The organism is Pseudomonas folii, from assembly GCF_014357575.1.
GTDB lineage: Bacteria > Pseudomonadota > Gammaproteobacteria > Pseudomonadales > Pseudomonadaceae > Aquipseudomonas > Aquipseudomonas folii.
The window spans coordinates 1-14521 of sequence record NZ_JACONW010000138.1 but is presented as its reverse complement, the minus strand read 5'-3'; the positions used below and the strand labels follow the sequence as shown (position 1 = coordinate 14521).

At 60.1% G+C, this 14521-nt stretch carries 12 protein-coding genes; 11 read left to right on the top strand and 1 reads right to left on the bottom strand.

The window, feature by feature from the left end; translation table 11 throughout:
* Positions 1–403: 403 nt before the first annotated feature.
* The 10 genes from H8S59_RS21695 to H8S59_RS21650 all read left to right on the top strand — a co-directional run bounded on the left by H8S59_RS21695 (position 404) and on the right by H8S59_RS21650 (position 12722).
* Positions 404–796 carry a cupin domain-containing protein gene (locus H8S59_RS21695; RefSeq protein WP_095093774.1) on the top strand — a complete coding sequence of 131 codons (393 nt, stop codon included), beginning with the start codon at positions 404–406 and terminating at the stop codon, positions 794–796.
* The gene (locus H8S59_RS21690; RefSeq protein ID WP_187522762.1) at positions 789–2288 is read left to right on the top strand and encodes a methionine--tRNA ligase; all 1500 of its coding nucleotides are present in this window, start codon (positions 789–791) and stop codon (positions 2286–2288) included. The genes H8S59_RS21695 and H8S59_RS21690 overlap by 8 nt, the downstream gene beginning before the upstream one ends.
* A 15-nt stretch (positions 2289–2303) precedes the next feature.
* Positions 2304–3440 (top strand): NAD(P)/FAD-dependent oxidoreductase, encoded by a 1137-nt coding sequence (locus H8S59_RS21685; RefSeq protein ID WP_187522761.1) that lies wholly within the window; start codon positions 2304–2306, stop codon positions 3438–3440.
* Entirely contained in the window at positions 3437–4405 is a 969-nt protein-coding gene (locus tag H8S59_RS21680; protein ID WP_187522760.1) for an ABC transporter substrate-binding protein, read from the top strand. The genes H8S59_RS21685 and H8S59_RS21680 overlap by 4 nt, the downstream gene beginning before the upstream one ends.
* A 31-nt stretch (positions 4406–4436) precedes the next feature.
* Entirely contained in the window at positions 4437–5753 is a 1317-nt protein-coding gene (locus tag H8S59_RS21675; protein WP_187522759.1) for a SidA/IucD/PvdA family monooxygenase, read from the top strand.
* Positions 5754–5763: 10 nt separating this feature from the next.
* Positions 5764–7773 carry a 2,3-diaminopropionate biosynthesis protein SbnB gene (gene sbnB / locus H8S59_RS21670; RefSeq protein ID WP_187522764.1) on the top strand — a complete coding sequence of 670 codons (2010 nt, stop codon included), beginning with the start codon at positions 5764–5766 and terminating at the stop codon, positions 7771–7773.
* A 5-nt stretch (positions 7774–7778) separates the two neighbouring features.
* Positions 7779–9521, top strand: coding sequence for an FAD/NAD(P)-binding protein (locus tag H8S59_RS21665; RefSeq protein ID WP_187522758.1), 1743 nt, complete (start codon positions 7779–7781; stop codon positions 9519–9521).
* A gap of 46 nt (positions 9522–9567) precedes the next feature.
* Positions 9568–10200 (top strand): LysE family transporter, encoded by a 633-nt coding sequence (locus H8S59_RS21660; RefSeq protein ID WP_187522757.1) that lies wholly within the window; start codon positions 9568–9570, stop codon positions 10198–10200.
* Positions 10201–10428: 228 nt separating this feature from the next.
* Complete coding sequence (locus H8S59_RS21655) at positions 10429–11583, top strand: iron-containing alcohol dehydrogenase (RefSeq protein WP_187522756.1); 1155 nt, start codon at positions 10429–10431, stop codon at positions 11581–11583.
* Positions 11580–12722 carry a serine hydrolase domain-containing protein gene (locus H8S59_RS21650; RefSeq protein ID WP_343073078.1) on the top strand — a complete coding sequence of 381 codons (1143 nt, stop codon included), beginning with the start codon at positions 11580–11582 and terminating at the stop codon, positions 12720–12722. The genes H8S59_RS21655 and H8S59_RS21650 overlap by 4 nt, the downstream gene beginning before the upstream one ends.
* A gap of 4 nt (positions 12723–12726) precedes the next feature.
* On the opposite strand, the gene ftrA is transcribed toward H8S59_RS21650, so the two are convergent.
* Complete coding sequence (gene ftrA / locus H8S59_RS21645) at positions 12727–13680, bottom strand: transcriptional regulator FtrA (protein WP_095093766.1); 954 nt, start codon at positions 13678–13680, stop codon at positions 12727–12729.
* A 133-nt stretch (positions 13681–13813) separates the two neighbouring features.
* Here ftrA and H8S59_RS21640 point away from each other — a divergent pair, with 133 nt between their 5' ends.
* Positions 13814–14419: a DJ-1/PfpI family protein gene (locus tag H8S59_RS21640; protein ID WP_187522755.1), complete on the top strand. Its 606-nt coding sequence runs from the start codon at positions 13814–13816 to the stop codon at positions 14417–14419.
* The last annotated feature ends 102 nt before the right edge of the window (positions 14420–14521 follow it).

Sequence of the window (14521 nt, the reverse complement as noted above, 5' to 3'; positions counted from 1 at the left end):
CGCGGTGCTCGTGCGCTCCTACAGAAAACCATTCCACATCCGGCAGTTGCGTTCTGTCTGACTAGTGTTCGCCTCTGCTTTCCTGACACTTCGCTGTCCCGAAGTACTGAGACCTGTAGGAGCGCACGAGCTCCGCGAGGCCGCGATTACGGTGTATCAGAAAGAACGCCATCGCAGCCTCGCGGTGCTCGTGAGCTCCTACAGAAAAGCATTCTGATAGTTGCATTGTTTTATAAGAGCTAACCCATCTACATAACGAAAAAAACCTCGGTTGGAGCGCGACCCTGCCGCCCTGAAAATCTAAAAATTCGATACGAAACTGGCGATCTATCAATGGATCAGATAGCCACTTTTCGCCGTCGATTGCATGCTCCTGGCCATCAATTAGCCACGGAGGCTGAACATGCAGAAGTTCGAAATACTTCGACAAACCCGCTTCGATAATCTCGTTCATGAGTATGGCCTGGACGGCAGTCGTTTACTGCCATGGCAGGGCTATCCCATGCCGTTTGCCGGGGGATGGTGCGTCGTCCGGCCAGGAACAAGCAGCGAAGCGCACACCCAGATCGATCAGGAAATCTTCATCGCCATCAAAGGCCGTTCCCGACTGATCGTGGGTGAACGTGAGCTGGAGTTCGGCGTGGGTGATATCGCGGCGATTCCGAAACACACCAATCACTACATCATCAATGACTCGGAAGAGGACTTTCACTTCTACGTGGTCTGGTGGGACATGAACTACGTCAATGACTTCGTCGCCCGGCACAACGAAACCACGGGGTGCCTGAATGACTAGGTTCGTTGTCACCATCACGCCACCGACCCCCAATGGCGACCTGCACATCGGGCACATCGCCGGGCCTTTTCTGGGGGCGGATGTTTTCACCCGTGTTCAGCGCCAGCGGGGTCACGACTGCGTGCTGGTTTCCTATTCCGACGATTACCAGTCGTACATGCTGCGCAAAGGGCTGGAGCAAGGCGTGGACCCGGTCCAGCTGGCGGGGCGCAACTCTGACCGGATTGAGGCGTCGCTGGCGGCGATCAATATCAGACCCGACAACTGGATGCGGCCCCACGGCAATGCGTTTTTTGCTGACGCCGTGCGAGAGGTTTTCGACAAGGCCCGTGAGGCGGGTGTTATCGAATTTCGTGATTCCAGCGAAGCGTACTGCCCTGATTGTGACGTCTGGGGTTACGAAGCATTTGCTCGTGGCCTGTGTAACTACTGCGGGGCCGAGTCCGATGCCAGTCAGTGTGAAAACTGCGCTCAGGCTCCCGACTCCGAACTGATGACCGAACTGCGTTGCAAGCTGTGCAGTGAGCCGGTGCAATGGCGCAGCAGCCATCGGGCATTCCTCAAACTGGCGCAGTTCAAACCCGCATTACGCGACAGCCTGCTCAATCGCAAGTGGCGCAAGCCGCTGGACAGCTGGCTGCCCGAAACGCTCGAACATCTGCACGACTGGGGCGTGACCCGGCCCGGCGATGCTGGGCTGGATCTGGCCGAAGGCGATTCGTGCCGGGTGCACACCTGGTTCATGGGGCTGGCCGGTTATATGGCCGCATTCCGTGAGCACGCCGCTCGTATAGGCGAGCCCGAGCTGTTCCAGCAGTACTGGCAATCGGGGCAGGGCACGCTGGTGCATTTTCTCGGCTTCGACTGTGTGTTCAGCCACGCGGTGGTCTACCCGGCCCTGTTGTCTGTGCTGGACGATCTGCAGATCCGCCAACACTTCATGCCCAACCAGTTCCTCAAGCTTGACGGCCTGAACCTGTCCACCAGCCGCAACCATGCGATCTGGGTCGCCGATCTGGCCCGACAAGCCTGTACCGACAGCGCCCGGCTGTATCTGGCGAGTATTGCGCCGGAGGAGTGTGAGGGCGATTTCCGTCTGCAGCATTTCCTGCTCTGGCGCGACAGCCTGTTTGGCGAGTTTTTCCCTGCGTTGCTTGAGGCGGGTGCCCAGCAGCGCGGCAGTTGGTGGAGCGGCATGTGTGGACCTGACGCTGGCCTGCTTGAAGCGTTGCGCCTGCAATGGATCAAGGCCACCCAGCCGGAACAATTCTCCATGAAAACCATGGCCAGCGTGCTGCTGGATGTCATCGCCATGGCGCGCATTCGTTTGGGTGAAGGACGCCCGGTCAGCCACTTCGCGGCGTTCATTGCCGTGACCGGCCAGGCGCTGATTCCGGACACGACCGCACGCATCGTCGAATCATTCGAGCTGCCCCTGGACAGGGTCAGCGCAACGATTCTCACCGGCTCGGCCGCTGAATACTGCATTTGAACGGACGCACACCTCATGTTGATGGACTATGACGTCGCAGTGATCGGCGCGGGCATTGTCGGCGCCAGTATCGCGGCCCGGCTCAGCACTGCCGGACTGGCTGTGGCCCTGATCGATAAGGACGCGGCAGGCGCTGGCGGAGCAAGTGCGCTGTCCGGCGGGCTGGTGCGGCTGTATGACCCCGATCCACTGTTGATGGATCTGGCTGCGTTTTCCATCGGCTTGATGGAAGACGCCATTTTTGCGGGTACTTACGCCCGGGCTTTGCAGCGCAGCGGCGCAATCTATCGCGCTGCGCCTGAGCAAATGGACGACCTGTGCCGCGCCATTGAGCAACACGCCAGCCCTCGTTACCCCATGCGCCTGATCGCCAGTCGCGAGCTGGATGGCGGGCAGTTTCCATTGTGCCCTGATCAAGCGCGGGTCAATCTGTACGAGCCCCATGCCTGCATCGGCAACGTAAGGCTGGCTGCGCAACTGTTGGCAGATGTGGTACGGCGCAACGGCCTGTTGCTGGAGCATTGCGAAGTACGCGCCATCGATTGCAAATCACCTCACGAGGTCCATATACGGCTGGGCGAGAGCACTCTGCGCTGTCGTGCGGTGGTGGTGGCGGCCGGTGGCTGGAGTCGGCAATGGATACCGGGTCTGCAACTGGAAACCCGCTCCATTCCGCTGGCTCGGGTGCTGACCGACACAGCGGCCGGCATGCCGGTGATTGATGCCGTCAGCCGGAGTTACCTGATTCCCCTGACGCGTCAGGTGGTGCAAACCGGCTGTGGCTTTCGCGACACGCAGCAATCTCCGGATGATCTGCCAGCCACTGACCTGCGTAATCGACAGGACGCAATCGAGCGAGTGCGCCAACTGACTGGCTGCTCCCACCCTGAAGTGCTGGACGTGCTGCCGGGGTTAGACAGCTACAGCCCTGACGGTCGCCCGTTGCTGGGCTTTGTCGGGGAGGACAGCCCGGTGTTCGTCGCCACCGGCATGTCCGGCCTGGGTTTCAAATTTGCACCAGGCATCGCCCAGATCGCTTTTGAGCACATGCTAAGGCATCTGCTGGGTCAGGAAGCCAGCGCTGGCTGGTCGGCACTTTCCCCAAAACGTGCCATGCAACATGGGGAAGTTGTCGCGGGAGTGCAGCCATGACGATGCTCAAAGTCGGTGTGTCTGCCTTGTTTGATCCTGCGGATACCCCGCACGCCAGAACCTTTCTGCGGGCGATGTGCGTGGCACGTAATTTCATCCCGGCACTGGCTCAGGTGCAGTGGCATTTCCTTGATGATGGCGCTAATCGTGCGCGTGCCAAGCAGGTCGCGGAGCACATGGCGGCTGCTGACGTCGATCTGGTGATCGGCCATTTCTCATCCGATGCGGCAGTCAGCGCAGCACCGGTTTATCGGCAAGCAGGAATTGCGCTTTTGACTCCGGCGGCGACGATTGATTGCCTGACCCAGGACCACCACAACGTGTTTCGTTTTTGCCCGTCGGACCGGCAACTGGCCAGGGATCTGCTGGGCTGGATCGCCTTGAAAGGCTGGCAAACCCTGCACATCACCCCCGACCACAGCGCGCACGGGCAAGCCTTGGCCAAGTGCATAGCTCAGGCCGCAAGGGATGGCGGCCTACGCCAGACCGATGAGCGTGAACTGGCACAGGTGGAAGTATTTGCCGGGCGCCTGCGCAGCAGCCGTGAGCATTGGCAGCAACGTCGTGCGGCGGGCAGTCACCGGCCGTTGATCCTGACTGATGACGCCGCTTCGCCGTACTTGGGCAACGCCGCTGCAGACGATCGCACGACCTGGGTGATCGGTTTCGGTAATGCCGAGAACGAAGCGAAGCCATGTCCGGGCACCTCGCAGTATCGCGAGCTATTCGGGGAAGGCGTCGATCTTGTTCCCGAGACCTATTACCGGGAAAGCTTGCTGCTGTTTCACGTACTGGGCGTATTGGCCGGCCGCCACTGGCGTCGCGCCGAGCTGCTGCATGCCTTGAATCACACCACCTTTAACACGCCGTTGGGCGACGTCAGTTTCGATCAGGGCGAGCGCCGGGGCGCGTGTAACAACCTCTGGCGAGTGGGCCCCCGAGGGCTGCAAGCCATTAACGAATAGCAATGCCTTAAACACTATGGATGGGACGCAAATGAGTGCATCAACAACAGGGGGCGTTCACGCAGACGCCGTGTGTATCGGCTTCGGCCCGGCTGGCATCGCGCTGTCGTGTGTCTTCGAAGACGCACGCGAGCTGGGCTCGCCGCTTGGCGAACTCTCGATGTGTTTTCTGGAAGCCGCACATGACACGCAGTGGCATCGCGAACTGCTCCTCAGCGGCACTGACATCAATCATCACGTGTTCCGTGATCTGGTCACGCCGCGCAATCCGCGCAGCCGCTTTTCGTTCGCCATGTACCTCAAGGACCAGGGCCGCCTGTTCGACTTCGGACTGCTGGGGCGTCCGGCCAGTCGCCACGAATGGTCGGACTACCTGCGCTGGGTCTCGGCGCAAGTCGATGGTCAGACGCAATTCAATGCAGCGGTCAGGGAAATTCTGCCGGTGATGGAGGAGGGGCGCCTTAGCCGTGTTCAGATCGAAACACCGAACGGCCGTGTAGAAACCCGCAATATCGTGCTGTCCAGCGGCAGCGCGCCTCATATCCCTCAGCTTTTCCAGGGTCTACCTGGCCCGACGTTATTTCACACCTCGCAGTTCCTGACCCGCTTGCAGGCGTTCGGCGAGTCATTGCCCAAGCGCTGGCTGGTGGTCGGCTCAGGGCAGAGTGCAAGCGAATCGGTGCTGGAACTGATCGCCCGGGAGCGCAACATCCTTGTGCATTCGGTTCATCGTTCTGCGGGTTTCAAACTGACCCAGCTCGGACAATTCCCCAATCGGGTGTTCGCCCCAGACCACGTGGATTACTTCCACAGCCTGGACCCTGCCGCCCGGCAGCGTTTTCTGGACTGGAGTCGCTCGACCAATTACGCCGGAATCGATCCGGACGAAAGCCAGAAGCTGTTTTCACTGATTTACGAAGACGCCATCGCCGGTCGCCAACGCCTGCGCACCCATGCCTACAGCGAGATCAGCCAGGTGGAAAAAACCACTGATGGCTACCGGGTCACACTGACAGACACCTTCAGCTTGAGCAGTCAGGTGCTGGAGATTGACGTGATCGTGCTGGGCACCGGTTATCAGCAGCCTGTCTTGCCGCCGCTGCTGAGCAACTTGCAGCCGTGGCTCAAGGCCGATCTGGATGGCGGACTGGTGATTGATCGTGATTACCGCATCGCTACTCAGGGCCAATGCGACATCAAGGTGTGGGTCAACGGGCTCTCCGAACGCAGTCACGGCATCAGCGACAGTCAGTCGTTTTCGCTGATGGCATTGCGTGCAGAGCGTATCGCGCTGGGCCTCGAACGTGCCGTGCAGGCACAAACCCTTGAACCGCTGCTGGCTGAATGACGTGACCCACATGTACAACAATATTTCCGAAATCGTTCACGACCAGACCTTTCTCAAAGTAGCGGGAATCGGGCCTGAGTTCTTTCTAAAGCTGGAGTCGCTGAATCCTGCTGGCTCGATAAAGCTCAAGACGGCGGTTGGCCTGGTCGATGATTTGCAGAGTCGGGGCCAGCTCAACGCGGACACCGTGCTGATCGAATCCTCGTCGGGCAATCTGGGTGTGGCGCTGGCGATGATCTGTGCCGAACGCGGCATCAGGTTCACCTGCGTGGTTGATCCCAACAGCTCCAATCACAACATCCGCCTGATGCAGACCTATGGCGCCGAGGTCATTCAGGTCAATGAGCTGGACGCCAATGGTGGCTATCTCGGCACGCGCATTGCGCTGATCCGCGAGAAAGTCGCTGCCGATCCGCGATACGTGTGGCTCAACCAATACGAAAACGCTGCCAACCCGCGCGCCCATGCCCGAACCACCGCGCAGTCCATCGGTCGGCACTTCGGCCACGTGGATTACCTGTTTGTCGGCGCGGGCACCACCGGCACACTGATGGGCTGCGTACAGTATTTCCGCCGTCACCATCCCGCGACGACGATTGTGGCGGTGGACAGTGTGGGCTCGGTGACTTTTGATACGCCGCCCGGCAAGCGTTTCATTCCGGGGCTGGGCACCAGTCAGCGGCCGCCGATCTTCAATGCCGAGGGCATTCATTATCTGGAAATGGTCCCGGAGGAGCGGACCATTGCCATGTGCCGTTTGCTGGCGCGCAACAAAGGCCTGCTGGTGGGAGGTTCCACCGCGACGGTCATCGCCGCGGTGCATGCCTGGCGCGAGCGCATTGAACCGGGTTCGGTGGTCGTCGCGCTCTCTCCGGACTGGGGCGAACGCTATCTCGACACCCTCTACGACGATCACTGGGTCGAACAGCGGTTTGGCCGTCAGGTGTTGCAGATGACCCTGGATGACATGCCTGTCGAGTCATCGCGGACCACTGACTTGTACAGTGCTCGCCTCAAGCAGTCGGCTTTTCATGTGGTCGATGGCAAGACTGTCGCGCGAATCCTCGCCGAGGATCCAGTGGCCTGCATCGATGATGTTCAGCAGGCCTATCTGGAGCATCACGCCGGGCGCAGCATCAACCCCGACAGTTACTTCCTGCGCTTCCCGCAGGCTCCGGCCAATCGCATTATTGCGCTGCCTGCCAGCCTGTCCGGCGAGCAACCGGTCAGTGGCATCAAGTGGATCTCCAGTTTCCCCGGCAACATCGAATCCGGCCTGCAACGCGCTTCCGCGGTATTGATCCTCAATGAGGCGCGCAGCGGTTATGCCTACGCCTGCCTGGAAGCATCGCGGATCAGCGCCATGCGTACGGCAGCTTCAGCGGTGCTGGCGGCGCGCTGGCTGAACAGGCAGCAGCGCAGGATCGGGCGCTTGTCGGTGGTAGGGGCCGGGTTCATTGCCCGGACCATCCTCGATATGTTCGTCAGCGACGGTTGGCAGATCGAAGCGCTGGAAGTATTCGATCTGCACAGCGATTCAGCCGCCGCACTCGTCGGTCACGCCACCGTGCAACACCAACTGGTGTGTCAGGCAGTTGACCTCGATAGGGCATTGCAGGCCGATGTCGTGGTGTTCGCCACCACGGCGCCGAGCCCTTACGTTATTGAACAGCGCTTTGGGCCTGAGCAGATCCTGCTGAATATTTCCCTGCGGGACTTGGGGCCGGAGATCATTGCGCAGGCCAATAACATCCTGGACGACGTCGAGCATTGCCTCAAAGCCCAGACCTCGCCGGATTTGGCCGTACAGCATTATCAGCATCGCGGGTTCATCACCGGCACCCTGGCGCAACTTATGCTGGGCGAAGTAGAGGTCAGCCCGGATCGGCCGACGATTTTCTCGCCGTTCGGCCTGGGAGTACTCGATCTGGCGGTGGGCAAGCGCGTCTATGACCGCGCAGTGGAGCAGGGCGCGGCGTTGCCGGTGCCGGAGTTTTTCTTCGAATCGAAGCGCTGGTGATGCCTATGCCAACGTTTTTCGACGCCCAACGGATTGTCATCATCGGTATGGGCTCTCGCGGCCTCAGTGTTCTGGAACAACTGATCGGCGAGGCCCGGCGGGATCCGCACACGCCGCTGGTGATCGACCTGTTCGACCCACAACTGCCCGGCAGTGGTCTGCATCTGCCGGAGCAGCCTGACTACTTGATGCTCAACACCATGGCGGGCCAGTTGTCCGGCTTTTCATCGGCGTACCCGGCCTGGGCGCCTGATGAAGCGCCGGGCCTGACCTTCCTGCAATGGTGTAGCGCTGGGGGGCTGCGTCTGAATGAGCGCGGTCATTCAAGTGTCAGCGAAGCAGGGCGGCCCATCGAGTTTGCTGACTTCGTGCCACGTAAGCTGCTCGGCCGTTACCTGCAGGATTGCTATCGACATCTGCTGACGCTTTGCCCGCCCCATGTGCAGGTCAACCATCGTCGGAACCTGATTACTGGCTGTCGCCCGAAATCTGGTAATCAAAGCTTTCACCTGCACACCGCTGAAGGGCCGCACCTTGAGGCTGACGCAGTGTTTCTGACCATTGGGCATGCGCCGCAATCAGGGGCGAGTTTCGATGGAAAGCGTGTAGCGGTCGAAGGCCTTGGTTTGAGCGCCATGGATCAGATCGCCCACCTGACTGAAGGCCGGGGTGGCCGCTTTGTCCGCGATGACAGCCAGGGCAGCTGGCGTTACGTGCCTTCGGGGCGGGAGCCGCAGATATATCTGTTTTCCCGTTCGGGCCTGCCGTTTCATTGCCGGCCGCAGGGGACGCCGTCCGCCGTAGTGACTCAACGGTTGTTCTTTACGGCGCAGGCCATCGTCGGACTGCGCAAAAACAGCCCGGACGGGCGACTGGATTTCGCTCAGCAGGTTTTGCCGCTGATCGAGGACGAGATGCGCAGTGTTTTCTACCTGGCGCAAGCGCGCCTGCAACAGCCGGGCCGCCTGCAGTTCGTTAGCCACTCGCTGCAAAACGCGAGGACTGAACAAGCGGTGCGGGATGTTTTTGCATCATTGGCCGAGGAGTTTGGCCCGTTCGAGCCGCAGGACTATCTGAGTATTCAGGGCTGGCAGGGCGATCCGAAGCACTACCCCCAATGGTTTCGGCAATGGATTGCCCGCGATCTGGCGCGCAGTTGTCTGGGTGTCGATGCCAGTCCACTCACGCAAGCGCTAGAGGTCTGGCGTGACTGCCGGGACCTGTTGCGATTGGTCGCCGATCACGATGGCCTCAATGATCGCTCGACCCTTGAATTCTACGGCGCATGGGCGGGCCTTGGTAATCGACTGGTCGGCGGGCCGCAGAAAGAACGTTACGAAGATTTGTTGGCTTTGATGGATTCAGGCGTGGTCAGGCCTTTAGCGCCTGGTGGCATCCACGCGATTGAAGTCGACAGCCTGATCAATGCCCGTAACGCCCACAGCGGCCTGAGCCAGAGCCGTTTGCCCTTGATCAACGACATGCTGACGCAGGGGCTGATCAGGGCGGCACATCCATACCCGGCTGACGGCATCGCGGTTGATGCCCAAAGCCGGGCGCTACGTCGCGACGGTTCTACCCACGAACGCCTTTGGGTACTGGGGCCCGGCGTCGAAGGCAGCACCTTTTACAACCATTACGTGCCAACGCCGGACCCTGCCTGCAAAGCACCTTTGCAGGCGCGGACTGCGGTTCGCGCCTGCCTCGCGGCGCTGCATGCCGAGGTCGAGAGTCTGGCGGTTGATTAACTCCACACATTCACTTTTATCCAATTACTGAAGAAGGATTATCTCCATGGTCGAGATCACGTTGCTGACCGCGCTCGCCGGCGCTTTTATCGTGCTGATCATCAGCCCCGGCCCGAATTTTCTGGTCATTACCCAACTGTCCATCAGCCAGTCCCGACAACAGGGAATCTGCGCGGGATTGGGCGTTGCATCGGGCAGCATCATCTGGGCATTGCTGGCGTCCACGGGGTTGGGGCTGATGTTTCAGCAGTTGCCTTGGGCGCAACCCGCGTTGCAGGTGCTGGGGGGCGCTTACCTTATCTGGCTCGGCAGCAAAAGCCTGCGTAATGCGGGGGCGCAACCCAAGCCGCGCAACATCGGCGAACTGGGCATTGGCAGTCTCGGCCGGGCGTATCGGTTCGGTTTGCTGACCAACATGACCAATCCCAAGGCGTTGGCGTTCTACACCAGTGTGTTCACCACTGTTTCGACACCGGGCTTGCCGATGTGGGTGCGTACCGCCGGGGTTTTGATCATTGCCGTGCTGGCCATCTCCTGGTTCGTGTTGCTTGCCACGCTGTTTTCCATTCCCGCCGTGCAGGCGCGTTATCAGCGCATGAAAAAGGCCATCGACATCATCACCGGAGTGTTCATGGTCGCGTTTGGCCTGCGCTTGCTGATCGGGTTGTGGCCTGTCTGATCCGCAACCTGCGCAACCCCCTATCAAACAAATCATGAATCACTGAATAGGTGCGATTTTTGTGGGAGCGGTGCTTGCCCGCGATAAGAGCACCGCGATTTACCCTTCAGACCGCGTCGCCCTTATCGCGGGCAAGCACCGCTCCCACACGGAACTGTGTTTGCTGCGCGGCAGTGCGGTGTCAGGGGCACGGGGCAACTCTTATTGATTTGAACAAGGATGAACACCATGCAAAGCAATGATTGGCACTACCCAACGTCGATCCGGGTGGGGCCGGGGCGCGTTCGGGAATTGGCCCAGGCCTGCGAAGCCAGCGGTATCCGTCGACCACTGCTGGTGACTGACCGTTTCCTCGGCGGTACTGACATGATTCAGCGTGCACTGGCGGACTGCCGTAAAGAACTCGGATTTTGCAGTCTGTTCGATCAGGTCAAAGGCAACCCGACCGGGACCAACGTCGCCGAGGGTCTGCAAGCCTACAAAGCGGGCGCCCATGATGGAGTGATCGCCTTTGGTGGCGGCTCCGCGCTGGATGCCGCCAAGGCCATCGCGTTGATGTCCGGGCAGACTCGGCCGTTGTGGGACTTTGAAGACATCGGTGAAAACCATAAGCGCGCTGACCCTGACGGCATTGCCCCGATTATCGCGTTGCCCACCACGGCCGGGACTGGCTCGGAAGTCGGTCGGGCCTCAGTGATTACTGACGAACAGGCACGGGTCAAACGCACGATTCTGCATATCCGGATGATGCCGCGGGTGGCGATTCTGGATGCCAACCTGACACTGGGTTTGCCCGCCGACCTCACCGCCGCAACCGGCGTCGATGCCTTGACCCACTGCATGGAAGCGTACTGCTCGCCGACGTATCACCCCATGGCAGAAGCCGTTGCGGTGAAGGGCATGCAGATGATCAAACAGTTCCTGCCTCGAGCGGTTGCCGATGGCAGCGACCTGCAGGCCCGGCAGGAAATGCTCGTGGCTTCCAGCCTGGGCGCAGCGGCCTTTCAGCGCGGCCTAGGTGGCGTGCATGCGATTGCTCAGACGCTGGGCGCTCTGTATGACCATCACCATGGGTTGCTCAACGCGATCCTGTTGCCCTACGTGTTGCAGGCCAATCAATCGGCGTTGGGGCCGCAAATGGATGCATTGGCCGTGGCGCTGGGTTTGACCCGGCCGGGGTTCAACGGGGTGATGGAGTGGTTGCTGACGCTGCGTGAGCACATCGGTATTCCCCATACGCTTGGTGCATTGGGTATCGACGAACACGATGCCGAGCTGGTGGGGCAGATGGCGTTTGCCGATGGCTGCTCGCACACCAATCCGATCCGCCATTCGGCTGAGATGTACGCGCAGATATTCTGCAATGCGGTGCGAGGCCGGTGATTGTCGACGCGGCAACCATCAAGCGCATCGACGAAGTCTGGCATGGCGTTGTTGATCAAGGCCGGATTGTCGGTGGCGTGGTGCTGCTGGCTCAGGCGGGTGAACTTCGTTACGCCTGTGCCCGGGGTTGGGCGGATCGCGAGGCGCAGAGGCCCATCACCCGGCATCAACGTTTCAGGCTGGCGTCCCTGACCAAGCTGATTACTTCGGTCTGCATTCTGCGTTTGCAGGAACATGGCGTGCTACATATCGATGATGCGCTGACCCGCTGGCTGCCGGATTTCACGCCGAAACTGGCGGACGGCTCAATGCCGATTATCACGCTGCGCCATCTGCTGTCCCACACGTCGGGGCTGGCTTATGGTTTTGAAATGCCCCCCGGTAACGCCTATGAGCAGATTGGCGTCAGCGACGGGCTGGATCTCGTCGCTTTCGATCAGGCGGAAAACCTTCGGCGGCTGGCGAGCATTCCGTTGCTGTTCAAACCGGGCAGCGCGTGGCGGTATTCACTCGCCACCGATGTACTGGGCGTGGTGGTTGAACGCGCGACTGGCATGACATTGCCTGAGGCCATCAGGCATTGGGTCACCGGACCGCTGGGAATGAGCGCTACTGGATTCCACGAGGATGATCCGCAATCCCTGGCATGTGCCTACAAGGATGACGCCCATTTGCCGGTGTTAATCAACTGCGCTGATGAGCTGCATCTGGAAACCGGCAAGGCCAGCGTTTCGGCCTGTCGCAGCAGTGATCCGCGCGCCTGGTCGTCGGCCGGGGCCGGGATGACCGGCAGCGCCGATGACTATCTGCGTTTGCTGGAGTGCTTGCGACTGGGCGGCGCGCCGTTATTGACCGAGGCTGCCACATCCAGCCTGTTAAGCAATGCGATCGGTGAGGTACAGATCGGGGGCAGGGGGCCTGGCTGGAAATTTGGCCTCGGCCCCATGCTGCTGACCGATCCGCTTCAGGCCCGGCAATCACAAGGACCTGGAAGCTGGTCGTGGTGCGGGATTTACGGCTGCCATTATTGGGTGGATCCGCAAGCCGAAATCAGTCTGGTGGCGATGACCAACACAGCGGTGGCGGGGGCCTGGGGGGAGTTTCCAGAGGCCCTGATCGAAGCGATTTATTCGCCGTGAGCCATCAAGCCCTGGTGAATTGCTTGCGATAACTGCTGGGGCTGACGCCAACGATGTTGCGGAAGTGGCGACGGAACGACTCCTCGGAGCCGAACCCTGCGACATCGACGACTTCAGTCAGGCGCATGTTCGAGGACTCGAGTAATTCCTTCGCGTAGGCAATGCGTTCACCCAGCAGCCAGTCGTTGGGGGTCAGGCCGGTGCTTTCCATGAAACTGCGGTGCAGCGTGCGGGTGCTGACGGCCGCGTGGTCCGCCATGTCCTTGATGCTGTGCTGGCGTTGCAGGTCGCTGCGGATCCAGTCCATCAACTTCGAGATCGGTCCTTCATTGGCAGACACCAGCTGGCGCGAGGCATATTGCGACTGACCGCCTTCACGATGGGGCGGGATGACCATGCGTTGCGCGACCATGTTCGCCACTTTTGCGCCGTGATCGTTACGCACCAGATGCAACATCATGTCCAGGCCCGCCGCAGAACCCGCAGCAGTCACAATCTGGCCCTGATCGACATACAGCTCGTTGGGCTGGATGGTCAGTTCCGGGTACATGCTGGCCAGCAAATCGGTGTAGCGCCAATGCGTCGTGACGCGCTTGCCTTCGAGCAATCCCGCCGCAGCCAGGACAAATGCACCGGTACAGATCGAGCAGATACGTGCGCCACGGGCGTGGGCGGCCTGTAACTGGGCAATCAGCTTGGGAGGGACCTCTGATTCGACTCCGCGCCAGCCGGGCACAATGATGGTATCGGCGTTCTCCAGCAACACTTCGCCCGGCGTCGGCACGATGGTAATACCGCCTGCCGCTGTGATCTGGCCTTCGTCCACCGGGAACGTAGCGAACTCATACCAGGTGACACCCAGCTCGGGTCTTTTAAGGGCGAATACTTCAACCGTGCAGCCGAATTCAAAGGTGCACAGCTGGTTGTAGATGAGGGCGACGACGAGATGATTTTTCATGGCACGATGTTACCGGATATTGGCATTTCCGCCAGTAGTGCGGTGCAAATGTACTGGTTAACCTGAAGCCCTGAAATCAGGCGGTTGCCTTACCATTTGCCAGCGGTCGCCGGTGCGATCCAGGAGTACGTTCGTGTCTATCAACATCGGTATATACGTCTACGACGACGTTGAAGTTCTCGACTTCGCAGGTCCTTACGAAGTCTTCACTACCGCGACGCGCATGCACTTGCGTAAAAGCCGCGATGACCGGGCGTTGTTCAACGTATTCACCATTGGCCGTACGCTGGACCCGATCCGCGCCCGTGCCGGGTTGAAAGTCGATCCGGATTTCTCGATCAATGACCACCCTGCGATAGATTGTCTGATCGTGCCGGGCGGTGTGGTCAATGCCGAGCTGGAAAAGCCTGACGTGATCCGCTGGATCAGCGAGCAGTCAGTACCGGAGCGCGTGGTGGCGGCAGTCTGCACCGGAGCCTTTCTGCTGGTCAAGACCGGCAAGCTGGCCGGTAAGCAAGTCACCACGCACTGGGAAGACATTGATGACCTTAAAGAGATGTTCCCGTCGGTCGATGTGCTGAGCACATTGCGTTGGGTGGACGAGGGTGCTTTCGTGACGTCGGCGGGGATCTCTGCGGGGATCGACATGAGCCTGCATCTTGTGGAGCGCCTGCACAGTCGAGAACTGGCCGAGCGCACCGCGTTGCAGCTGGATTTCGACTGGACCGAGAACGATTGATCTGACTGTGTTGTACATCTGGCCGACAGGGTCTGCCAGATGCATTCTTGTTTATATTTTCCTGTCAAACAAGACGTACGCATTCAAGTGCACCCCTGTAGG